12 protein-coding genes and 1 riboswitch are annotated in these 22,965 nt (G+C 72.3%); of the genes, 3 read left to right on the forward strand and 9 right to left on the reverse strand.

The features are described from left to right. Positions 1-125: 125 nt before the first annotated feature. Positions 126-4,307: a ricin-type beta-trefoil lectin domain protein gene (locus tag AB0O21_RS23855; protein WP_365173618.1), complete on the reverse strand. Its 4,182-nt coding sequence runs from the start codon at positions 4,305-4,307 to the stop codon at positions 126-128. 461 nt (positions 4,308-4,768) lie between these two features. On the opposite strand from AB0O21_RS23855, the gene AB0O21_RS23860 reads away from it, so the two are divergent. Next, on the forward strand, positions 4,769-11,230 hold the full coding sequence (locus AB0O21_RS23860; RefSeq protein WP_365173620.1) for a putative adhesin: 6,462 nt from the start codon (positions 4,769-4,771) through the stop codon (positions 11,228-11,230). Positions 11,231-11,336: 106 nt separating this feature from the next. Further along, a complete protein-coding gene (locus AB0O21_RS23865; RefSeq protein WP_365173622.1) occupies positions 11,337-11,744 on the forward strand; it encodes a hypothetical protein in 408 nt (135 codons plus the stop codon). A 109-nt stretch (positions 11,745-11,853) separates the two neighbouring features. Here the strand turns inward: AB0O21_RS23865 and cobC are convergent, their stop codons facing one another. Continuing rightward, positions 11,854-13,278 (reverse strand): Rv2231c family pyridoxal phosphate-dependent protein CobC, encoded by a 1,425-nt coding sequence (gene cobC / locus AB0O21_RS23870; protein ID WP_365173624.1) that lies wholly within the window; start codon positions 13,276-13,278, stop codon positions 11,854-11,856. An 89-nt stretch (positions 13,279-13,367) separates the two neighbouring features. On the opposite strand from cobC, the gene AB0O21_RS23875 reads away from it, so the two are divergent. After that, on the forward strand, positions 13,368-14,093 hold the full coding sequence (locus AB0O21_RS23875) for a ZIP family metal transporter (protein ID WP_365173627.1): 726 nt from the start codon (positions 13,368-13,370) through the stop codon (positions 14,091-14,093). Between the two features lie 11 nt (positions 14,094-14,104). Here AB0O21_RS23875 and AB0O21_RS23880 read toward each other — a convergent pair whose 3' ends face one another. From AB0O21_RS23880 to AB0O21_RS23910, 7 genes are all read right to left on the reverse strand, one after another. Then, positions 14,105-15,631, reverse strand: a complete 1,527-nt coding sequence (locus AB0O21_RS23880; RefSeq protein WP_365173629.1) for a cobyrinate a,c-diamide synthase — start codon at positions 15,629-15,631, stop codon at positions 14,105-14,107. Continuing rightward, the gene (cobO, locus tag AB0O21_RS23885; protein ID WP_352212342.1) at positions 15,625-16,224 is read right to left on the reverse strand and encodes a cob(I)yrinic acid a,c-diamide adenosyltransferase; all 600 of its coding nucleotides are present in this window, start codon (positions 16,222-16,224) and stop codon (positions 15,625-15,627) included. The genes AB0O21_RS23880 and cobO overlap by 7 nt, the downstream gene beginning before the upstream one ends. Further along, positions 16,224-18,305: a putative cobaltochelatase gene (locus tag AB0O21_RS23890; RefSeq protein WP_365173631.1), complete on the reverse strand. Its 2,082-nt coding sequence runs from the start codon at positions 18,303-18,305 to the stop codon at positions 16,224-16,226. The genes cobO and AB0O21_RS23890 overlap by 1 nt, the downstream gene beginning before the upstream one ends. Positions 18,306-18,615: 310 nt before the next feature. After that, positions 18,616-20,136, reverse strand: coding sequence for a cobyric acid synthase (locus tag AB0O21_RS23895; protein ID WP_365173633.1), 1,521 nt, complete (start codon positions 20,134-20,136; stop codon positions 18,616-18,618). Continuing rightward, entirely contained in the window at positions 20,133-21,113 is a 981-nt protein-coding gene (locus tag AB0O21_RS23900) for a cobalamin biosynthesis protein (RefSeq protein WP_365173635.1), read from the reverse strand. The genes AB0O21_RS23895 and AB0O21_RS23900 overlap by 4 nt, the downstream gene beginning before the upstream one ends. A 58-nt stretch (positions 21,114-21,171) precedes the next feature. Further along, a riboswitch (cobalamin riboswitch) is annotated at positions 21,172-21,261 on the reverse strand. A 145-nt stretch (positions 21,262-21,406) separates the two neighbouring features. Next, complete coding sequence (locus AB0O21_RS23905) at positions 21,407-21,628, reverse strand: hypothetical protein (RefSeq protein WP_365173638.1); 222 nt, start codon at positions 21,626-21,628, stop codon at positions 21,407-21,409. A 23-nt stretch (positions 21,629-21,651) separates the two neighbouring features. Next, complete coding sequence (locus tag AB0O21_RS23910; RefSeq protein ID WP_365173640.1) at positions 21,652-22,917, reverse strand: inorganic phosphate transporter; 1,266 nt, start codon at positions 22,915-22,917, stop codon at positions 21,652-21,654. Between the last annotated feature and the right edge of the window lie 48 nt (positions 22,918-22,965).

A 22,965-nucleotide genomic window follows, 5' to 3' on the forward strand; every position in this document is an offset into this window, starting at 1 on the left:
CGGCCCGCCCCCGGGCCATCGTAGGCGGCCGACCCGCGGAAAGACGGAAGCCGCCTCCCGGCCCCGGGCGTGTGCCCGGGGCCGGGAGGCGGCCGTTGTCGGTTCCGTCAGTCCGCTTGCAGGGTTCAGACGGTGCTGGTGGTCAGCCAGCGCTGGCCGTTGCCGCCGTTGCAGTCCCAGAGGTGCAGCTGGTTGCCGTTGTCGATCCGGCCGAAGGGCAGGTCGAGGCAGCGGCCCGAGGTGGGGTTGTAGAACCCGCTGGTGGCGGTGGGCAGCCACTGCTGGTTCCACGCGCCCGGGGCGCACGGCCACAGGATCAACGGGGTGCCGTTGGCCATGTTGCCGCCGGAGATGTCGACGCACTTGCCGGCGACGCGGAGTTCGCCCGCCGCGGTGATGTCGAACTTCTGGGCCGCGCCGCCCGCCGCGTCGTTGCAGTCCCAGATCTGGATGCGGTTGCCGTCCTGGTCGCTGCCCGCGTGGTTGTCCGCGCACTTGCCGGAGTTCACGGCGGAGACCAGCTTGGTGCCGCCGGCGGTGGGGACGGTGGAGTGGGGGTAGACCGCGATGTTGCTTACGCGTCCGGCGAAGTAGCTGATCGGAGCGCCCTGGTAGCGGTAGTTGCCGACGGTCAGCGGGCCGGTGGCGTTCCACGCGTTGGCCTTGGCGTGGTAGCCGGTGCCGGCGAGGGTGCCGTTGACGTAGAGGCCGATGAAACCGGTCGCGGCGTCATAGGTGGCCGTCAGCTGGGTCCAGGTCTTGAGCCGCACCTTGGCGGCCTCGTTCATGGTGGCGGTCTGGTCGTAGCTCCAGGAGTCGTCGTCCTTCTGGGACATCGCGAACCGCCAGGTGCCGTCGGCGTCCGGCCACATGATGAACCCGCTGGAGCGGGTGCCGGCCTGGCTGAGGGCCACTCCGCCGAGCGCGTCGGCCTTGACCCACGTCGACACCGTGAAGCTGCGGGTCGTGTCGACGGCCGGGCCGCCCGAGACCGCCGCGCCGGTGGTGCCGGGGTTCGTGTGCGTGCCGGCGGTGGAGACGCCGTTGTCGCTGTTCAGCTCCAGGACCTTGCCCGGGGTGCCGGCGACGGTGTCGTCGGCCCACTTGATCCCGCTCGCGGAGAGCGTGAGCGGGCTGCCGCCGCGCAGGTCGGCGGCGGTGGTGCCGGCGCCCTCGTCCAGCTTCCACTGGGCGGTGGAGATCCGGGCGTCACCCATGACGTTGCGGGTGGTGAAGGTGGTGACCTTGCCGCCCGTGGCGACGCCGTTCCAGGTGAGCAGTCGGTTGCGGCTGTCCAGCGACCACAGGTCCGGGACACCGTCGGCGTTGGTGTCGCCGGACGAGCCCACGACGGGGTACTCGGCAAGGGTGACGCCGCTGCCGATCGTGGTGCGCTTGGTGTGGTCGCCCAGGGCGCCGGGGTTGCCCGGCTCGTTGGCGTACTGGAAGATCTCGCCGGTGTTCTTGTCCCGGGCCCACAGGTCGGGCAGACCGTCGCCGGTCGCGTCACCGGGGGCGATCAGGGTGAGGTTGTCCCAGCCGGAGTTGCTGAGCACGAGCACGATCGGGTCGGCAAGGGTGCCGGTGGCACCGGTGCCCTGGAACAGCAGCAGGCGGTGGCCGCCGGCCCCGTCGGACTCGATGGTCAGCAGGTCGTTGAACGGGGTCACGCCGTCCTCGGGCCGGACGTCGCCGACCGCCAGGATCTGCTTGACCCGGCCCCAGTTGGTGGCGTACTCGGCGCCGCACTGGTCACCGGTCGTCACGACCGTGCAGGTGAACAGCGGCGGCCGCTTGACGACCACTGCCTTGGCGGCGTTGTAGTACAGGCCGCCGTTGGCCGCGAGACCGCCCTGGGTGAGGGAGTTGCGGTACAGCTTCAGCTGACCGTCGCGCCAGGTCCACAGGTCGTCGATGCGGATGCCGTTGCCACCGCGGTGGGTGGTCAGCGTGCCGTCGCCCCAGCCCGCTCCACCGGGGCTGTTGGCCTTGTTGGAGGCGATCACACCGCCGGCCGACGGGTCGACGGCGGTCGGGTAGACCACCAGGTCGCCGCCGGCGGTCGGCGCGATGAAGTCGACCCGCTCGTCACCGGTGATGTCGCCGAGGGTCGTCTTGGCGTTCGGGTTGTCCGGGACGTAGAAGACGTACGTCTGCTGCTGCGAGCGGTTGCCCGCCTTGTCCACGGACTGCACCCGCAGGACGTTCGTGCCCCAGGTGGTGGGCGTCAGGTTGATCGAGGCGCTGCCGTCCGGGCCGGCGGCCACGGTGTTGGCGCCGCCCACCGGGATGGAGGAGTTGAACGCCCACTCGTAGGAGACGACACCGCTGTGGGCGTCGGTCGACCGCAGCGTGAAGGCGCCCTGCTGCCCGATGGACTTCGTGGAGCCCGGCAGCGTGCCCGAGGGCGGGTAGGCGTCCGAGGTGACGACCGGGACGGACGGCGGCTGGGTGTCGATGCTGAACTTGCAGTCGGACGTGGCCCAGGCGGAGATCATGTCGCCGTCGCCGCCCTGGGCCTTCCAGTAGTAGCTGTGCCCGTCGGAGAGGTTGCCCGGCCACGCCCACACCCAGTGGGTGCCGTTGGCCGCGCCGATCCAGCCGCTGTCGTAGACGAGGGCGTCGCCGTTCGCGTCGTGGACGTAGAAGTGGACGTCGTTGGCCGTGTTCTCCGGGTCGCCGATCCAGGCGCCGATGCCCATGCCCGGGTAGCCGGTGGCGCCGATCCACCCGCAGTGGCCGGCGCCGGACGGGTTCTGCGGCGCGGGCGTGGTCGTCAGGCTCCACGGGGTGTACGGGGCGCGGTTGTACTCGATGTAGAAGAACGGCAGCTTGCTCTTGTCGCGCGTGAAGCGCTTGAAGGAGTTGTTGCTGGTGGTCTTCGACTCGTTCGACGCGAAGAGGGCGTAGGTGACGCTGCCCCGCCAGGCGTTGCCCGCCAGGTGGTCGCGCACGTCCCACTCGCCACGGGTGGTCGAGCCGGAGCAGCCCGCACCGCCCGCGCTGTTCATCGCCGTCGTGCGCAGGACCTCCCAGTCCCGCGGCTGCCGGTTCCAACTGATGTCCGACAGCAGGGGCTCGGTGGAGTGCAGCGCCACGTTGTACGTGTTGGAGCAGGTGTTGTCGGCCGCGTAGGACTGGGTCGCGTTGAACGACGCCTTCTTGATGCTCTTGTCACCGAGGTCACCGGTGTCGAGCTGGACGTAGTAGCGCTCCAGGCCGGTGCGGGACTGCCAGCGCTGGTAGCCGACACCCGGGTCGTAGGAGTCGGCGTAGTCGTCGTAGTTGACGGTGTCCGGGTACGCCTCCTGCACCCATGCCCAGTGCTGGGTGCCGCGGCTGGTCGGCTGCCAGGCGGGGTCGATGTAGACCGGGTAGGCCGTCGACGCCTCGGCGAGGAAGGACTGATCGGGGGTCAGGGCGAGGGAGCCGTTGCCGAGTTCCGTCCGCAGCTTGGACACCTTGGCGTGCGCGCCGGGCCCTTCGCTGTCGGAGGCCGGCTTCGCCTTGGCGTCCGCGTCGGCCGCCTGCTGCGACGCCGCGGAGTGGGCCAGCTGGGAGAACTTCGGCGTGCCGGCCGGCTTCGGTGCCGGAACGGCGGCCGCCGCGCCGGAGTCCCACATCGTGGGGACCGGGGCGTGGAACACCGTACGGCCGGAGGAGTCGGCGGCCTTGAGGTTGCCGTCGGCGTCGGCGCTCACGTTCACGCCGTCGCCCTTGAGGCCCATCGTGAGCTTCGCGAGCTTGGGGTGCTTGGCGGCCTCGGCCGACTTCACCACCAGGATCTGGGAGATACCGCCCGAGGCGTCGGCCGTCACCTTCAGGTCGGTGCCCGGAGCGACCTCCGGGTAGGTGGCGCTCGCCCCGTCGAGCACGGGCTTCGGGAGCGCCTCGGGCCAGGTCAGCTGGAGCTTCTTGCCGTCCTGGTCGAGCGTGGCCAGGGGCGCGGAGCCGCCGCCGGAGAGCGTCAGGCCGCTCGTGGTGGCCTTGGGGCGCAGCTGCCCGTCGGGCGAGGCGGTGAGCGTGGCGTCCAGATCGGTCCAGGTGCCGCCCTGCTTGGTGCGTACCGGAGCCACGCTCCGGGTGAGCGCGAGGCTCCCGTCGGGATTGGCGACGACGGTGTCGGTCTCGGTCGTCGCCGGCGCCACGGACACCGGCTTGCCGGTGCGCTTGGCCTCGGCCAGGGCCGCGTCCTCGGCCTTCTCCCGCTCGCTGCGCGGCCGCTGGGGCGGCGTCGACGGCGTCGGGGCGGCGGGCCCGGCTTTGCCCGAAGCACCCGAGGACTGCGGTGCCGGCGTGCTCGGCAAGTTCTTGCTGCCCGAAGCGCCCGGGAGCTTGCTCGGGCTGCCCGTCGGGCTCGGAGCGCTGGGGCTCGGAGTGCCCGGCGCCGCGTACGCGGGCACTGCGCCGATCGAGCCGATGGACAAAACCAGGCCGATGAGACCTGCGAGCGCGGCCGGTCGGCCTCTGCTCCTCATTTTCGCTCTACCCCCCATGGTGGACCCCCACTTGGTGCGGTGACTCACGTCTGCCTGCTGGCAGAAAACGCTCCAGCTAGCTCCATAAGGTCCGTGTCCGTCAAGCCAGTTGGGCCGAAAGTGAGTGCGATCACTTTGCGCCAGGAGATGTCACTCATTCGGCGTAAAATTCGCGCGCCGAGATCGAAGGATCTTCGTGTCGACAATTCACTTATGGGGGGCGTGCCGTGACGGCACCGTCTGAATTGCGCGCATGGGGGAAACGTTCCGCCATCGCGCGCCGAACAGCTGTGGGCGTAGGCGTCGCGCTGTCACTGATCCTGGGCTCCGGCCCGGCTCAGGCAGCGGACTGGAAGCCGCAGGACACCCGGCGCTGGGCGCCGGAGAAGCTCAAGAAGACCGCATCGGTCACGGGGAAGAACGCCGCCAAGCCGGCCGCTTCCGGGGCCTCCAAGGAGCAGGGGGACCGCTCCGGGACCTGGCAGCCGCGCGACGTCGCCTGGCCGGCGGCCGGCCGCGCCGAGGTGGACCTGAACGCGGCGCCGCCCCCGGCGCCGCTCGGCGCGCGCTTCCTGTCCGGCGCCGCGGCGGCTCCGGCCGCGCCGGTCGCCGAGCCGAGCCGGGCCGGCGACGCACCCGTCTGGGTCGCGGCGGCAGACCGGGCCCGCTCCGGCAACGGCGGCCCGCGCACCGGCAAGGCCGCTGTCACCCTGGCCGACCGGAAGGCCGCCGAGAAGGCGGGCGTCCAGGGCCTGTTGCTGGCGGTCAAGCCCGGCCAGGGCACCGAGCAGGGTGCGCCGCTCAAGGTCTCGGTCGACGTCTCGCACATCGCCGGCGCCTTCGGCGGTGACTGGCTCTCCCGGGCCCGGCTCGTCGAGCTGCCCGAGTGCGCGCTCGTCACGCCCGACCGTGCCGAGTGCCAGAAGCAGACCCCGGTCGCCACGGCCAAGGACGGCGACCGCCCGGGCCTGCTGAGCACCGAGATCACCGTCAAGGCCAACGGCCCCGCCGCGGACGGCACCCGCCTCAACAGCGCCACGGGCGGCGCGACCGTACTCGCCGCCTCCGCCGCTCCGGGCGGCAGCGCGGGCACCTACGGCGCCACCAGCCTCGCCCCCTCCGGTACGTGGAGCCAGGGCGGCAACACGGGTGGCTTCTCCTGGTCGTACCCGATCGACCTGCCGGACGGCCTCGGCGGCGCCAAGCCGAGCGTCGCGCTGTCCTACAGCTCGCAGGCGGTCGACGGCCGTACGGCCGCCACGAACAACCAGGCGTCCTGGATCGGCGAAGGCTGGGACTACCACCCCGGTTTCGTCGAGCGGACCTTCAAGCCGTGCTCCAAGGACGGCCAGGCCAACTCAGGCGAGCAGTGCCTGTCCGGGCACAACGCCACCATCTCCCTGAACGGCAAGTCCTCCACCCTGGTGCGGGACGACACGTCGGGTGCCTGGCGCCTCGAAGGCGATGACGCCTCGAAGGTCGAGAAGCTGACCGGCGCCAACAACGGGGACAACAACGGCGAGTACTGGAAGGTCACCACGACCGACGGCACCCAGTACTACTTCGGCGTCGGCCGCAAGCCCGGCAGCACGACCGCTCCGGCCACCAACTCGGCCTGGACCACGCCCGTCTACGGCAACAACGCGGGCGAGGAGTGCAACAAGCCGACCTTCGACGCCTCCTGGTGCCAGCAGGCCTACCGCTGGAACCTGGACTTCGTGGTCGACCCGCGCGGCGGGATGATCACGCACTGGTACGACACCGCGACCAACCACTACAAGCGCGGCGTGTCCGAGGCCACCCCCACGGGGACGCTCACCTCGTACATCCGCGGCGGCAACCTGGCCAAGAGCACGTACGGCTCGAAGCTGACGGACGCCGACACGGTCAAGCCCACCGCGCAGGTCGTCTTCACCACCGGCGAGCGCTGCCTGCCCGACGCGGGCTTCGACTGCGCCCCGGCCAAGCTGACCAAGGACAACGCCGCGAAGTGGCCGGACGTGCCGTTCGACCAGAACTGCGCCTCCTCCGGCACCTGCGAGAACTACTCGGCCACGTTCTGGACCACCAAGCGCCTCACCAAGATCACCACCCAGGTGCTCAACGGCGCCGGCTCCGGCTACGACGACGTGGACTCGTACGACTTCACGCACGAGTTCCCGAACCCGCAGGACCAGACCGCCCCGGCCCTCTGGCTCGCCTCGATCAAGCGCACCGGCCACGACGGCTCGACCAAGCTCGAAACCCCGGCGATCACCTTCACCGGCCGGCTGATGAACAACCGCGTCGACTCCAGCGGTGACAACAAGCCCGCCCTGAACCGGCGCCGCATCGTCTCCGTCACCGCCGAGACCGGCCACGTCACGGACATCGGCTACGCCGACCCGGACTGCGCCCCCGGCACGGGCCTGCCCTCCTCCCAGGACGGCAACACCACCCGCTGCTACCCGGTCTACTGGAACCCGGACCCCAAGAGCCCGAACGACCCGACGCTGGACTGGTTCCACAAGTACGTGGTCAACCGGGTCACCGAGATCGACCCGTTCGGCGGCTCGCGCCCGCAGGAGGTCCGCTACGAGTACGTCGGCGGCGCCGCCTGGCACCGCGACGACGAGGAGACCACCGAGGACAAGCAGCGGACCTGGAACCAGTTCCGCGGCTACGAGCAGGTCATCACCCGCGCGGGCACCGCGCCGGACGTGGTGTCCAAGAGCGCCTCGTTCTACCTGCGCGGCATGGACGGCGACACCAAGGCCGACGGCTCCAAGCGGACCGCCACCTTCACCGGCATCGCGGGCAACACGCTCAAGGACAGCAACCCGCTGGCCGGCACCGTCCGTGAAACCCAGACCTTCGCCTCCGACGGCGGCGAACTGGTCGCCGTGTCCCAGTCCGAGCCCTGGCTCTCGCCGGTGACGGCGACCCACAGCCGCGGCACCAAGCTGCCGGCGCTGACGGCGCAGATGCTGCGGGGCGGCTCCGCCAAGGACAAGGCGCTGCGCGCCGACAAGACCTGGCAGAGCACGTCGAAGACGGCGGTGTTCGACAACACCTACGGCATGCCGGTGTCGGTCCTGGACCGCGCCGACGGCCTGCCGGACATCTGCACGACCACCTCCTACGCCCGCAACACCGCGGCGTGGATGCTCGACCGCGTGTCGGAGACCGTCCAGGTCCAGGGCGACTGCGCCGCCACGGCGTCGGAGTCCAACACCCTGGGCCGCAACCGCACGTACTACGACGGCCAGGCCCACGGGGTCCTGACCGGCGCGGGCCAGGTCACGAGCACGGAGGAGCTGGACCGCTTCGAGGGCGGGCAGCCGAAGTTCTCGGTCAACACTACGGTCACCTACGACGCCTACGGCCGAGTCACGAGCGCCATCGACGCGGCGGGCGCGAAGACGACGACGGAGTACACGCCGGCGGCGTTGTTCGCACCGACGAGCATCAAGGTCACCAACGCCAAGGGCTGGACCACGACGTCGACCTACCACCCGCTCCGGGAAGTCCCGGTGAAGGTGGAGGACCACACCGGTCGCACCAGCGAGCAGGCGATCGACGCGCTGGGCCGCATCACCGCGATGTGGAAGCCCGGTCGTGCCCGCAGTGACTCTGCCAGTCAGGTCATGGAGTACGACCTGACCAACACCGGCACCAGCTCGGTCACCACCAAGTCCCTGCGCGCGGACGAGTCCTACGCCGTCAGCATCGAGATCCTCGACGCCTTCGGCCAGACCGTGCAGAGGCAGGGCGTCACCGCCAACGGCGGTACCGGGCGCGTGATCAGCGACACCTTCTACGACAGTCTCGGCCGGCCCGTCAGGTCCAATTCGCCGTACTTCAACAACACGGCCTCCGGTCCGAACAAGACGCGCTTCATCGCGAACGACAACACCGTCCCGGGTCAGAACACGATCAGCTACGACGGTCTGGGCCGCCCGGTCGCCGAGATCTTCTCCTCGAAGGCGATCGAGCAGTGGCGCGGCACCACGTCCTACCCGGGCGTGGACCGCACCGACTCCGCCCCGCCCAAGGGCGGGATCGCCACCAGCACCCACACCGACGCACGCGGCCGTACGGTCGAGCAGCGTCAGTACAAGACCGGCGGCCCCACGGGCGAGTACGACGCGACGCGCTACGCGCACAGCACCGATGGCCAGCTGATCCAGGTCACGGACGTGGCTGGCAACGTCTGGAAGTACGGCTACGACCTGCACGGCCGCCAGACGCGCGCGGAGGACCCGGACAAGGGCACGACCGTCACGTCGTTCGACGCCGCCGACCGCCCGGTCTCCGAGACCGACGGCCGTGGCGTCACCACCTTCACCAGCTACGACATCCTGGGCCGCCAGACCTCGCGCAACCTCGGCGCGGTCGACGGCACCAAGATCGCCACGTACGACTACGACACACTGGTTCCCGGTCTGCCGACCGCCACCACCAGCTGGGTCGACGGCAAGCCGTGGCGCCAGGAGATCACGGGCTACGACGACGGCTACCGCCCGACCGGTACCAAACTCACGGTGCCGCCGGGTGAAGGCGCCCTCAGCGCCAGCTACACCACCTCGGTGTCGTACGACGCGATCACCGGTGAGGCCGACTTCATGGCGCTGCCGGCTGTCGCCGGGCTCCCCAAGGAGTCCCTGTTCATCGGCCGCAACGTCAACGGGATGCCCGTCTCCCTGGGCAGTTCCACCGTCGACTACGTCAACTTCACCGACTACGACGAGCTGGGCAAGGTCCAGCGCACCACGCTGGGCGACGTGCCCAAGCAGGTGCTGGTGACCAACACCCACGACCCGGCCACCGGCCGGCTGCTGCGCGCCCAGCTCGACAAGGAGGACGCGGCCGGCTCGGTCGACATCACCGACTACACCTACACCCCGGCAGGCGACGTCACCTCCGTCTCCAGCCAGCAGGGTGGCGCGCGTGACACACAGTGCTTCACGTACGACCACCTGCGGCGGATGACCCGTGCGTGGACCGACACCGGCACCACCACGACCCAGCCCGGCCCCTCGGTCCCCGGCATCGGCGGCTGCACCAACACCGCGCCGCAGGCCGGCCAGGTCGGCGGTCCGGCCCCGTACCACCAGTCGTTCACCTATGACGTCACCGGCAACCGGACCTCGGTCACGGACCACGACCCGGCCGGCGACGCCGCCAAGTCCACGACGACCACGACGACCTTCCCGGCACCGGGCCAGCCGCGCCCGCACGCCCCGACCTCCACGAAGAAGCAGACCGGCACGGGTCCGGTCGTCACCACCAACTCCACCTACGACGAGACCGGCAACACGCTCACGCGTCCCGACGCCGCGGGCAACAGCCAGACGTTCACGTGGTCTCCGGACGGCAACCTGGCCTCCGCCAAGACGACCGCGGGCACGTCGACGTACATCTACGACGCGGACGGCAACCGTCTGGCGCGCAAGGATCCGGGCAAGACCACCCTCTACCTGGGGATGAGCGAGGTCACGCTCGACACCTCGACCAACACGACGGCGGGCATCCGCTCCTACGGTCTGCCGGGCAGCGGCCTGAGCATCGTCCGCTCCTCGTCCGGGAAGCTCTCCTACGTCGCGGCCGACCACCACAACACGGCCACCACGGCGATCGACGCCGCGACCCTTCAGGTACAGCGTCAGGCGACCAAGCCGTTCGGTGAGGACCGCGGCGCGCAGCCGTCGTCCTGGCCGAACGAACGCGGCTTCGTCGGCGGTACGGAGGACAAGGCCACGGGCCTCACCCATCTGGGTGCCCGTGAGTACGACACGAGCACGGGCACGTTCCTCTCGGTCGACCCGATCATCGACCCGACCGATCCGCAGCAGCTCCAGGGCTACCTCTACGCGAACAACAGCCCGATGACCTTCTCGGACCCGGACGGCCTGTTCTGGGGCGCGATCAAGAAGGCCGCCAAGAAGGTCGGCGGCGCGATCAACAAGTACGGTCACACCGCACTGGACGTGGCCGGCATGATCCCGGTCATCGGCGAGGCCGCGGACCTGGTCAACGGCGCCTGGTACGCGGCCCAGGGCGACTGGAAGAACGCGGCGATCTCCTTCGCCTCGATGATTCCCGTCGCGGGCGCGGCCATCGCCGGTACGCGACTCGGCGTGAAGGCCGTCAAGTACGCCAGCAAGTACACGAGCAAGGTCAGCAAGGCCTCCCCGGTCCGCAAGGTGAGCGGCTGGACCTCCCGGTCCGGGGCGCGCGCCGGGGCCACCAAGGCAGGCGGAGCCAAGAGCAGTGCGGGTACGACCCGGACGAACGGCGGCTGGTCCAAGCGCACGTCACGCAAGGACGCCAACAATCAGCCGACGCTGGTGAAGGGGCGGGACCAGCGGAACGTCGGTGTACCGAAGAAGGGCCCTGAGTCCGTGACGACCGGACGGCGCGCGGATGGTGCGACCGTCTTCGCCGGACACGGTTCGTTCGGCCCGAACACCGGGCAGATGATGGTGCCGCAGGGCACGACCCTGCACTTCTACGTTCCCCACACGAAGCTGCTGGATGACACTCCGGGTAAGGCTGTGGAGCTCGGAAAGAATGCTCCCGAGCCCTTCGAGTCGTTCGGGCCCGGATCGATCATTCCGGATTACATCCTCGGTTCCCCGACGAACCTCAACATTGCCAGCGGCAGCTGGACGGTGACCCGAGACGTCAACATCAGCAAGCTGATCACTCAAGGAATGGGGGATGTTCACATGGCGATGTGCCGGGAGTTCAACCCCTTCCAGATGCTCTAGTGCGAACGGGTCCCGGTGGAGAGCCGGGACCCGTCCCGCAGGGCTGCGACACACCCCCAGGTACGATGGCATCGACTGTCGTCGTATCGCCTGAAGAAATGACCCCATGGTTTATTACCCCGATCTGGCCACCTACGACTACAACTTCTACGAGCCGCCCGGAGGCCTCACGATTGGCTGGCTGGAAGGAGGCAGAGAATTCCCGGTCGGTGAATCGAGTGATGAATTCATGGCCGACCTTCTGGACCTCGGGGCGTTCCTGGACCACAAGTCGCGCGGGTTTCACAACTGCAGACTCTGCCCGGTCAAAACGGATCCCATTGTCACTTCCCCTCGCACGGGGAAGAGGTATCCGCTGGGGCATGCCGAGATTCGTGCCACCGGACCTGACGGATCGCTCTATGTGGCCCCCAACCTGATCATTCATTACGTTCAGGAGCACGGCTACCTGCCGCCTGCGGCATTCGTCGAAGCCGTGGCCGCCGAAGTGGCCCGCCGATACCCCGCCGGGTAGCGAAGCGGTTCAGGCTGCCGGTATCAGCGACCGGACGCGAGACAGGGGGCCGGCTGCGCAAGCAGCCGGCCCCCTGTCGTCACATCGCCCGCGGCCGGCCCCGCGGCCGTCAGCGGCCCGTCAGGGTCAGGGCGTGGTCCAGGGCCTGGAGGAGGCGGCCCGTCGTCGGGCGGTCGCGGACCGCCAGGCGGAGCCAGGAGGGGTCGAGGCCCGGGAAGGTGTCCCCGCGGCGGACCGCGAAGCCCAGGGCGCGCAGGCGGGTGCGGACCTCCGCGGCCTCCGGGATCCGGATCAGGACGAACGGGCCCTCCGCGACCCCCGCCACCGTCACCTCGTCGAACTCCGCCAGCCCGGCCAGCAGGTGCGCCCGGTCCACCGCGATCCGCCGCGCCGCCTCCTCCGCCTCGGCCAGGGCCGCGGGGGACACGCAGGCCTCCGCCGCCACCAGGGCGGGCGTCGAGACCGGCCACAGCGGCTGCGCGGCCGCCAGCTTCGCGATCACCTCGGGCTCGGCCAGTACGTAGCCGATCCGGAGCCCCGCCAGGCCCCAGGTCTTCGTCAGGCTGCGCAGCACCACCAGCCCCGGCAGGTCCATCCGCCCGGCGAGGGCCTCCCGTTCGCCCGGGACCGCGTCCATGAACGCCTCGTCCACCACCAGGATCCGGCCCGGCCGGGTCAGCGCGGCCAGGGTCGCCGCCGGGTGCAGGACGGACGTCGGGTTGGTGGGGTTGCCGACCACCACCAGGTCCGCCTCCTCCGGCACCGCCGCCGGGTCCAGCCGGAATCCGTCCGAGGCCTTCAGCAGCACCCGCTCCACCCGGTGCCCCGCGTCCCGCAGGGCCGCCTCCGGCTCGGTGAACTGCGGATGCACCACCACCGGCCGTACGGCGCCCAGCGCCCGCGCGATCAGGACGAACGCCTCCGCCGCCCCGGCCGTCAGCAGCACCCGCTCGACCGGCAGCCCGTGCCGCGCCGCCACCGCCGCGCGCGCGGACCGGCCGTCGGGGTACGCGGCGAGGTCCCCGAGGGAGGCGGCGATCCGCTGCTTGAGCCACTCCGGGGGCGTGTCCGACCGTACGTTGACCGCCAGGTCCACCAGCCCCGACCCGGCGTCGATGACCTCCGCGTCCCCGTGGTGCCGCAGGTCGTGCGCGTGCGCCGTCGCGACCGCGCACGTCGCCGCCACCGACCGGCGCTTCGGTACGAGGAGCTCTCCGCCCCCCGCGAGCGCCGCGGCCTCCGCCACCGACGGGGTGCCGGTCGCCGAGCGCGCCGCGTCCGAGGGGTGCGGCACGGCAAGCGCGGCCAACTGCTCGGCGGGGTAGCCGAGCAGGGGCACGCCGAAACGTTCCGCCGCGCCCGCGATCCCCGCCTCGGCCGTCTTCGACTCCACCGTGGCCAGCGCCGTCACCGCCTCAGAGGGCAGCCCCGCCCCCCGCAGCGTCTCCTCCACCAGGGCGCAGACCTCCGCGACGGAAACCCCCGCCCGGCCGCCCACCCCGACCACCAGCTGCTGCGTCACGTACTCGCCCACCGGCGATCCTCCTCCGTAGTCAACAGTCCGCCGCCCGCCACCCGCGCGCGGACGTGCGCGCGGGGCGGGGAGTCGGTATTCAGGGGCGCATGGCCGTGATCGTGGCGTTGGGCGCGTTCCTGATGACCCTGGCGGGCGGATGGACGGCGCAGCGCGTCACCGACCGCCGCCACGTCGTGCTGGGCCTGGCCGGCGGGCTCATGCTCGGCGTGGTCGGCCTCGACCTGCTCCCGGAGGCCCTGCACGCGGCCGGGGACGATTTCCTCGGCGTCCCGCTCGCCCTGCTGCTGTTCGTGGCCGGCTTCCTCGTCGCGCACGTCGTCGAACGGGTCCTCGCCGTACGCCAGGCCGCGCACGGCGCCGAGAACGGTCAGCGGGTCCCGCAGGTGGGGCTCACCGCGGCCGCGGCCATGGTGGGCCACAGCCTGGCCGACGGCGTCGCGCTCGGCGCGGCCTTCCAGGTCGGCGGTGGGATGGGGGTGGCCGTGGCGCTGGCCGTCATCACCCACGACTTCGCCGACGGGTTCAACACGTACACGCTGACCGACCTCTACGGGAACGACCGCCGCAAGGCCCTGATGATGCTCTTCGCGGACGCCGTCGCCCCCGTCGTGGGCGCGGCGTCCACTCTGCTGTTCACGCTTCCGGAGGAACCCCTCGGCGCGTACCTCGGCTTCTTCGGCGGGGTCCTGCTGTACCTGGCGGCCGCCGAGATCCTGCCCGAGGCCCACCACAAGCACCCCGCCCTGTCCACGCTGATGTGCACGGTGGGCGGGGTGGCCGGGATCTGGCTGGTGGTCGGCCTCGCGGAGTGATCTCGGCGCCGTCACGGCCGGGCCGCCGCCGCTTCGACGAAGCGCAGCGCGACGGACGGCTCCGCCGCCCAGTGCGTGTGCAGGTAGCTGGCGTGCACACCCTGCTGTACGAAGCCCTCGACGCGGCGCTCCGGATGCGTGAACCCCCACGCGGGGGCCGCCCCGGCGCCCGGCTCGATCACCGTGCGGTGGAACTCGTGCCCGCGCAGCCGGGTCCCGGCGGGCGCGAGCGCGCTGTCGGACACCGCCACGGCCTCCCGGTAGCCCAGGGTGAGGCGCTCAGACATCCGCGCGTCGGCGTCGAGCACCCCGCACATGGGCTTCCCGTCCAGGGACCGCGCGAGGTACAGCAGGCCGGCGCACTCCGCCGCCACCGGGCCGCCGGCCGCGGCGAACGCGGCGACGGCCGCGCGCAGCGGCTCGTTCGCGGACAGCTCGGGCGCGTACACCTCCGGGAACCCGCCGCCGATCACCAGACCGGCGGTGCCGTCGGGGAGCGCCTCGTCCCGCAGCGGGTCGAAGGTGACGACCTCCGCCCCGGCGGCGGTGAGCAGCTCCGCGTGCTCGGCGTACGAGAACGTGAACGCGGCCCCGCCTGCGACGGCTACGACGGGACGTCGGTCCGGCGCGGCGCCGGCGCCGGGGGCTCCGCCCCCGGACCACCGCGCCTCAAACGCCGGCGGGGCTGGAATTGCCCCCCGGGCGATCCAGCCCGCCGGGCGGACAGCATCAGCCACATCCAGCCCCTCCGGCGTTTGAGGAGCGGGGTCCGGGGCAGCGCCCCAGCTGCGCGCCAGCGCAGTCGAGGGAGACCAGGCTTCGCAGGACAAGGCCGGGGCCGTACGGGCCAGTGCCATCAGGGCGTCGAGGTCGCAGCCGGCCCGCACCTGGTCCGCCAGCGCCGAAACCGCGGCGAGCGCGTCGGCCCGCCGCTCGGCCACCGGGACCAGACCCAGGTGCCGGGACGGCGCGGCCACCTGCGGAGCCCGCCGCAGGACGCCGAGCACCGGCATCCCCGCTTCCTCCAGCGCCTCCCGCAGCATCGCCTCGTGCCGGTCCGAGCCGACCTTGTTCAGGATCACGCCCCCCAGCCGCACCTGCGGGTCGAAGGACGCGAAGCCGTGCACCAGCGCCGCCACCGACCGCGACTGCGAAGAGGCGTCGACCACCAGCACCACCGGCGCCCGCAGCAGCTTCGCCACCTGCGCCGTCGACGCCAGCTCACCCCGGCCCGCAGCCCCGTCGTAGAGCCCCATCACGCCCTCGACCAAGGCGAGATCGCACCCGGCCGCCCCGTGCGCGAACAGCGGGGCGACCAGCTCCGGCCCGCACATGAAGGCGTCCAGATTGCGCCCCGGGCGGCCGGTGGCGAGCGCGTGGTAGCCGGGGTCGATGTAGTCGGGCCCGGCCTTGTGCGGGGACACGGCGAGGCCGCGCTCCGAGAAGGCCGCCATCAGACCCGTGGCGACGGTGGTCTTGCCGCTGCCGGAGGACGGCGCGGCGATCACCAGACGGGGCACGTTGAACGAGGTCACCACTCGATGCCCTTCTGGCCCTTCTGGCCGGCGTCCATCGGGTGCTTGACCTTGGTCATCTCGGTGACCAGGTCCGCGAACTCCACCAGCTTCTCCGGCGCGTTGCGGCCGGTGATCACCACGTGCTGCGTGCCGGGACGGTTCCGCAGCACCTCGATGACCTCGTCGACGTCGATCCAGCCCCAGTGCATCGGGTACGCGAACTCGTCGAGCACGTACAGCCGGTGCGTCTCGGCGGCCAGATCGCGCTTGACCTGCTCCCAGCCCTCCTTCGCCGCCTGCTCGTTGTCGAGCTGCGCGTCCCGCTGGACCCAGGACCAGCCCTCGCCCATCTTGTGCCACACGACCGAGCCGCCCTCGCCGGAGGCGCCGAGCACCTTCAGCGCGTTCTCCTCGCCGACCTTCCACTTCGCCGACTTGACGAACTGGAACACCCCGATCGGCCAGCCCTGGTTCCAGGCGCGCAGCGCCAGCCCGAAGGCCGCCGTGGACTTGCCCTTGCCGGGGCCGGTGTGGACGAAGACGAGCGGACGGTTGCGGCGCTGGCGCGTCGTGAGACCGTCGTCCGGAACGACGGTCGGCTGTCCCTGCGGCATTAGGCGGCCCTCCTGGAGGTTTCGGATGTCACTGCGGTACGTACGTTCTTCACGAGCCCGGCGAGCGAGTCGGCCCGCAGCCCGTCGAGGGTGACGGCGGGTGCGCCGAGGTCGGCGGCCAGCACCCCGGCCAGGCCCAGCCGGACCGGCCCGGACTCGCAGTCCACGACCACCGACGCGACACCTTCCGCGGCCAGCAGCCGGGCGCTGCGCCCCGACAGCTCGCGCGGGTCGCCGCCCACGGTCCCGGCCGACGTGGCCCGGCCGTCGGTGACGACCACCAGCAGCGGGCGGCGCGAGGGGTCCCGCAGCCGCTCGATCCGCAGCACCTCATGGGCCTTCAGCAGTCCGGCGGCGAGCGGGGTGCGGCCGCCGGTCGGCAGCTGCTCCAGCCGGGCCGCCGCCGCGTCCACCGAGGAGGTGGGCGGCAGCGCCAGCTCGGCGCCGGAACCGCGGAACGTGATCAGGCCGACCTTGTCGCGGCGCTGGTAGGCGTCCAGCAGCAGCGAGAGCACGGCCCCCTTGACCGCGCTCATGCGCTGCCGGGCCGCCATCGAACCCGAGGCGTCGACGCAGAACAGCACGAGGTTGCCCTCGCGGCCCTCCCGCGTCGCCTGCCGCAGATCGTCCTTGCGGATGACCAGCCCGCGCCCGGCCCGGCCGCGGGCCTTCTGGTGCGGGGCCGCCGCGTGCACGGTCGCCGCCAGGTGCAGCTTCGTCAGCTGGCCCCGGGGCCGCTGGGCGCCGGTGGTGCGGCCGTGGGCGGTACGGGCGCGCGAACGCCGTCCCGCCGCGCCCTCGCCGAGCCCCGGCACGCTCAGCATCTTGGTCCGGAACGGCTCGGAGGCCCGTACGGCGGCCTGTTCGGGAGCCGCGCCGCCTCCCTGGGCGGAGGGCTGCGGGGCCTCGGACTGCTGCTCGGACTGCGGATCGGGCGCCTCCGAGGGGGGCTCGGCGCCCTCGGACGGTCCGCCCTCGGGGCCGCCCTGCGGGGGTACGCCGCCCCCGCCGTCGGGGCCGCCCCCGTTGTCGTCCGGGCCCTCGGGCTCCGGCTCGGGCTCCGGCTCCTCGTCGGGGAACCGGTCCAGGATCTCGTCCAGCTTGTCCTCGTCCAGCCCCGGCGCGTCGAAGGGGTTGCGGCGCCGCCGGTGGGGGAGCGCCAGCAGCGCCGCCTGCCGGACGTCCTCCTTGCGCACCTCGGTCCGCCCCGCCCAGGCGGCCAGCGCGGTCGCGGTCCGGGCCATCACGATGTCGGCCCGCATGCCGTCGACCTCGAAGCCGGCGCAGGTCGCGGCGATCTGGAGGAGTGCGGTGTCGCCGAGCGAGACCTTCGGGAGCAGCGCGCGAGCGGCCACCACCCGGGCGCGGACCTCGTGTTCGTCCCCCGCCCAGCGGGTCGCGAAGCCCGCCGGATCGTCCTCGTACGCCAGCCTGCGGCGCACCACCTCCACCCGCTGGGCGGGCTCGCGGGAGGCGGCGACCTCGACGGTCAGCCCGAACCGGTCGAGGAGCTGCGGGCGCAGCTCGCCCTCCTCCGGGTTCATCGTGCCGACGAGGAGGAAGCGGGCGGCGTGGCGCACCGAGACGCCCTCGCGCTCCACGTACGAGGCGCCCATGGCGGCGGCGTCGAGGAGGAGGTCGATCAGGTGGTCGTGGAGGAGGTTGACCTCGTCGACGTACAGGATCCCGCGGTGGGCGTCGGCGAGCAGCCCGGGCTCGAAGGCCTTCACGCCCTCGGAGAGGGCCCGTTCGATGTCGAGGGCGCCGACGAGGCGGTCCTCGGAGGCGCCGACGGGCAGCTCCACCATGCGGGCGGGGCGGGCGTCGCCGGGTCCGGGCTCGTGGGGGCCGTCGGGGCAGGCCGGGTCCGGCGCGGTGGGCGCGCAGCTGAACCGGCACCCCGGCACGACGTCGACCTGCGGCAGCAGGGCGGAGAGGGCGCGCACGGCGGTGGACTTGGCGGTGCCCTTCTCACCGCGCACGAGTACGCCGCCGACTGCCGGGCTCACGGCGTTGAGCAGGAGCGCCAGCCGCAGGTCGGTCTGGCCGACCACTGCGGTGAACGGGTAGGGCGTGCTCATGCGGCTCCTTCTTGGCGGGTACGGGTATGCGTGCGCGGGCTGTTGCGGGCGAGCGGGGCGGCCGCGGGCCGGGTGCGGGGGCTTGCGGTGCGCGCGGGGCGGCGGGGGGCGCGGGTGCCGCTGCGCGGAGCCGGGTCCCCTACCCGCCCTTCCACCGTTCCCCGGGGCTGCGCCCCGGACCCCCGCGCCTCAAGCGCCGGCGGGGCTGGATCATCCAGCCCGTCCGGCGTTTGAGGACCGGGGTCTGGGGCGGAGCCCCAGTTTCGGGAAGGGGCGGGGTGGGGGAGAGCCGCCCGCAGGGCCCGGCCCGTCACGGCGCGCCCGGGGGGAGGAACGGGAGGCCCGAGGGGGCCCCGCCCTCGATGAGCCGCAGCAGCGCCGCGGTATCGGCGTGTTCCTCGATCAGGTCACCCAGCAGGTCCAGCTGCTCCTCCCGCAGGGAGGAGAACGACGTGTCCGGGGCCGGCACGAACCGGCGCCCGGCAGCCGAAGCCACCTCGCGGAGGAACGCCCGGCGGAAGCCGTCCGACTCCAGCGAGCCGTGCCAGTGGGTGCCCCACACCGACCCGACCCGGCAGCCGTCCAGGAACGACTCGCCGCCCAGGACCTCGGCCACCCCGTGGTGGATCTCGTACCCCGAGACGTCCTCGCCCAGCGCCGAGCCGACCGGCCGCGCGAGGGTCTTCTCCACGGCGAACCGCACCCGCACCGGCAGCAGCCCGAGGCCCTGCACCTCACCGGCCCGGGACTCGACCTCGTCCGAGATCCACTCGCCCAGCAACTGGAACCCGCCGCAGATGCCCAGCACCGGCCGCCCCTCGGCGGCCCGCTGCGCGAGGGCGTCCGCGAGGCCCCGCTCGCGCAGCCACTCCAGGGCCTTCACCGTGCCCCGGGTGCCCGGTACGACGACCAGGTCCGCGTCCGCCAGCTCCTCGGCCCGGTCCACGAACCGCACCACGACCCCCGGCTCCGCCGCGAGCGCGTCGACGTCCGTGAAGTTCGACATCAGCGGCACCGCGCACACCGCGACCCGCAGCACGTCCTCGCCGACCGGCGGGGCCACCACGGATTCCCGTACGGCACCCCGCAGGGAGACCCGCAGGCCGTCCTCCTCGTCGATGCCGAGCCCGTGCTTGAAGGGCAGCACTCCGTACGTGCCGCGGCCGGTCAGACCCCGCAGCATCTCCATGCCGGGCTCCAGCAGCGAGACGTCGCCCCGGAACTTGTTCACCATGTAGCCGGCGATCAGCGACTGGTCCTCGGGCGACAGCAGTGCCGTCGTGCCGAAGAAGGACGCGAAGACCCCGCCCCGGTCGATGTCCCCGACCACGACCACCGGGAACCGCGCGGCCCGCGCGATCCCCATGTTCACGATGTCGGTCCGGCGCAGGTTGATCTCGGCCGGACTGCCCGCCCCCTCGCAGATCACGGCGTCATACGTGCCCCGCAGCTGCTCCAGGCAGTCCGTGACGATGCCGAGCAGCTGCTCCTGCCGGCCCCCGTGGTAGCCACGGGCGCTCATCTCGCCCACCGGCTTGCCCAGCAGCACCACCTGGCTGCTGCGGTCGCTGCCCGGCTTGAGCAGCACGGGGTTCATCAGCGCGGTCGGCTCCACGCGGGCCGCCTGGGCCTGCATGGCCTGGGCCCGGCCGATCTCGGCGCCCTCGCGGGTCACGAAGGAGTTCAGCGACATGTTCTGCGCCTTGAAGGGCGCCACCTTCACGCCCTGGCGGGCCAGCCAGCGGCAGATGCCCGCCGTGACCACGCTCTTGCCCGCGTCGGACGTGGTGCCCGCGACCAGCAGTCCGCCGCCGCGCTTCGCGCCGCTCATGCGCGTCCCCTCCGTGCTCGTGATGTACGTGCCACCAGCGTCCGTGCCACCAGCGTCCGGGCCGCCACGCAGGCGCCCAGTGCCAGCCAGGTCACCTGGCGTGAGAGCCGTACCGCCCGTTCGATGTCGGCGACCTCGACCGGCCGCCCCGTCCCTCCGTTGAGGACGGCCCGGTGCTCGACCCGGCCCCCGTACGCCAGGGTCCCGCCGAGGCGTACGCCGAGGGCCCCCGCGAAGGAGGCCTCGACCGGGCCGGCGTTGGGGCTCGGGTGCGCGGCCGCGTCCGCGCGCCAGGCCCGGACCGCCCCCCGACGGTCCGGTCCTGCCGCCACCGCGGCGAGCGCCGTGAGCCGGGCCCCCGGCCAGCCCGCCAGGTCGTCGAGCCGGGCGGAGGCCCAGCCGTAGCGCAGGTAGCGGGGGGACTTGTGGCCGACCATCGCATCAAGGGTGTTCACGGCGCGGAAGGCCAGCAGCCCCGGGACCCCGGCCACGGCTCCCCACACCAGCGCCCCGACCACGGCGTCGGAAGTGTTCTCCGCGACCGACTCCACGACGGCGCGGGCCATCTGCTGCTCGTCCAGGGCCTGCGGGTCGCGCCCGCACAGGTGCGGCAGCCGCTCCCGGGCCACTTCGGCGTCCCCGGCGGCGAGCGCGCCGCCGATGGCGCGGGCCTCCCGGCCCAGCGAGGTGCCGCCGACGACGGCCCAGGTGGCAGCGGCGGTCAGAGCGATACGGGCGGCCGCGGGCCGGGAGCGCACGGCGCGGGCGCCGAGCGCGCCGACGGCGGCAGCGCCCCCGGCGCACACCAGGGTGTGCAGCAGGCCCCGGGCGCGGTCGTCGCTCCACAGGGCGCGCTCGACTGCGGCGGCGGTTCGTCCGAAGGCGGCCACGGGGTGCCCTCGGCGCGGATCACCGAGGATCCGGTCGCCGATCAGGCCCGCCGTGGCGCCGTACGCGAAGACGCGATCGGCACGCATGGTGGCAGGTATGTCCTCACTCAGGGTCCGCGCCCTGGTTCGACGTGTCCGGCGGCGAGAGTTCCTGGCTCCCGGGACGCACGCGGCCGATGCCGAGTGCCCCGGTGACAGTGGCGGGACCGCGCCGGATTCGCACCGGACTTCCTCTCCATGCCGCCGTATTGGCTCGGGCAGTCCACCACGCACCGCGAAGGCCCGTCAACTCGCCGTTGACCTGGGGGAACGAGGGGCGGGTGGGTACGCGAAAGCTCCCCCCGGGCGGAAACCCGGAGGGAGCCTTCATCCGACGTGCGTCAGGCGATGATCAGGTAGATCCCGTACGCCACGGCCGCCGTGACGAGCGCGAAGCAGGCGTAGGCGCCGCTGCGGGCCAGGGTGGCGGTGCCGCCCTGCTCGGTGGCGGCCTCGTGCTTGGACAGGCCCACCAGGCCCAGGGTGAACAGGGCCACGAGTGCGACGGTCGCGAAGAGGCTGACCCCGAACACGGAGCCGAGCGCTTCCCAGTCGATCTTCATCTTGCCGTTCCTCTGTGTCTCGGTCAGACCGCGGCGGCCGGAGCGGCCGGGGTCGTCGTCGCGGCCGGGATGGTGGCCTTGAGGTCCTCGTCGGTCACGGCGGCGGTGGTGCCGGCGGCCGCGGTCGGCGGGACGGTGACGGCGGCCATGGCCGTGGTGACGACACCAGGCTCCTCGGAGGCGGCCGGCTCCACGTCGTTGACGTTGTGGTGGTCGACGACCTGGCGGCGCGAGATGAGCCAGATGGCGACGCAGGAGGCGGCCAGGAAGACCGCGACGGCGGCGACGCCGACGTCACCCGTGCGCATGACCAGCTCGGCACCGGCCGAGACCAGCGCGGCGGCCGGCAGGGTCAGGCCCCAGGCGATGAACATGCGGGTCGCGGTGGACCAGCGGACCACGCCGCCCTTGCGGCCCAGGCCGGCACCCATGACCGCACCGGAGCACGAGTGGGTGGTGGAGAGCGAGAAGCCCAGGTTGGACGAGGCCAGGATGACCGTCGCGGCCGAGGTCTGGGCGGCGAAGCCCTGCTGCGGCTGCAGGTCGGTCAGGCCCTTGCCCATGGTGCGGATGATGCGCCAGCCGCCCAGGTAGGTGCCCATGGCGATGGCCAGACCGGCGGAGACGATGACCCAGACCGGCGGGTTGGCGCTGGCCGGAAGGGCGCCGCCGGCGATGAGCGCCAGGGTGATGATGCCCATGGTCTTCTGCGCGTCGTTGGTGCCGTGCGCGAGGGAGACGAGACCGGCGGAGGCGATCTGGCCGGCCCGGTAGCCCTTGGCGGAGGTCTTGTCGCCGACCTTGCCGCCGAGCTTGTACGTGACCTTCGTGGCCAGCATCGCGGCCAGACCGGCCACGAGCGGGGCGGCGATCGCCGGGATGAGCACCTTGGTGACGAGCGTGCCGCCGTTGACGGCGCCGAGGCCCGCGGAGGCGACCGCGGCGCCGATCAGGCCGCCCATCAGGGCGTGCGAGGAGCTGGACGGCAGTCCGACCAGCCAGGTGACCAGGTTCCAGAGGATCGCGCCGACGAGCGCGGCGAAGATCACCTCTGGCTGGATGCCCTCCTCGTTGACCAGTCCCTTGGAGATCGTCTTGGCGACCTCCACGGACATGAACGCTCCGACGAGGTTGAGCACGGCGGACATTGCCACCGCCGTCTTGGGCTTGAGGGCGCCGGTCGAGATGGTGGTCGCCATCGCGTTGGCTGTGTCGTGGAAACCGTTCGTGAAGTCGAACACGAGAGCGGTGATGATCACGATCCCGAGGAGAAGCGTTATGTGCTCCATTTACCCAGGCTTCTGTTTGACGTCAGTGGCTCGCCGACCGTAGGCAAC

This window comes from Streptomyces sp. NPDC091371, from assembly GCF_040684275.1.
Classification (GTDB): Bacteria; Actinomycetota; Actinomycetes; order Streptomycetales; family Streptomycetaceae; genus Streptomyces.

Coding starts and splice junctions, on each gene's coding strand:
- AB0O21_RS23910 (WP_365173640.1), bottom strand. CDS start 22,917: ATGGAGCACATAACGCTTCTCCTCGGGATCGTGATCATCACCGCTCTC.
- cobO (WP_352212342.1), bottom strand. CDS start 16,224: ATGCCGCAGGGACAGCCGACCGTCGTTCCGGACGACGGTCTCACGACG.
- AB0O21_RS23905 (WP_365173638.1), bottom strand. CDS start 21,628: ATGAAGATCGACTGGGAAGCGCTCGGCTCCGTGTTCGGGGTCAGCCTC.
- AB0O21_RS23890 (WP_365173631.1), bottom strand. CDS start 18,305: ATGAGCACGCCCTACCCGTTCACCGCAGTGGTCGGCCAGACCGACCTG.
- AB0O21_RS23865 (WP_365173622.1), top strand. CDS start 11,337: ATGGTTTATTACCCCGATCTGGCCACCTACGACTACAACTTCTACGAG.
- AB0O21_RS23900 (WP_365173635.1), bottom strand. CDS start 21,113: ATGCGTGCCGATCGCGTCTTCGCGTACGGCGCCACGGCGGGCCTGATC.
- AB0O21_RS23875 (WP_365173627.1), top strand. CDS start 13,368: ATGGCCGTGATCGTGGCGTTGGGCGCGTTCCTGATGACCCTGGCGGGC.
- AB0O21_RS23895 (WP_365173633.1), bottom strand. CDS start 20,136: ATGAGCGGCGCGAAGCGCGGCGGCGGACTGCTGGTCGCGGGCACCACG.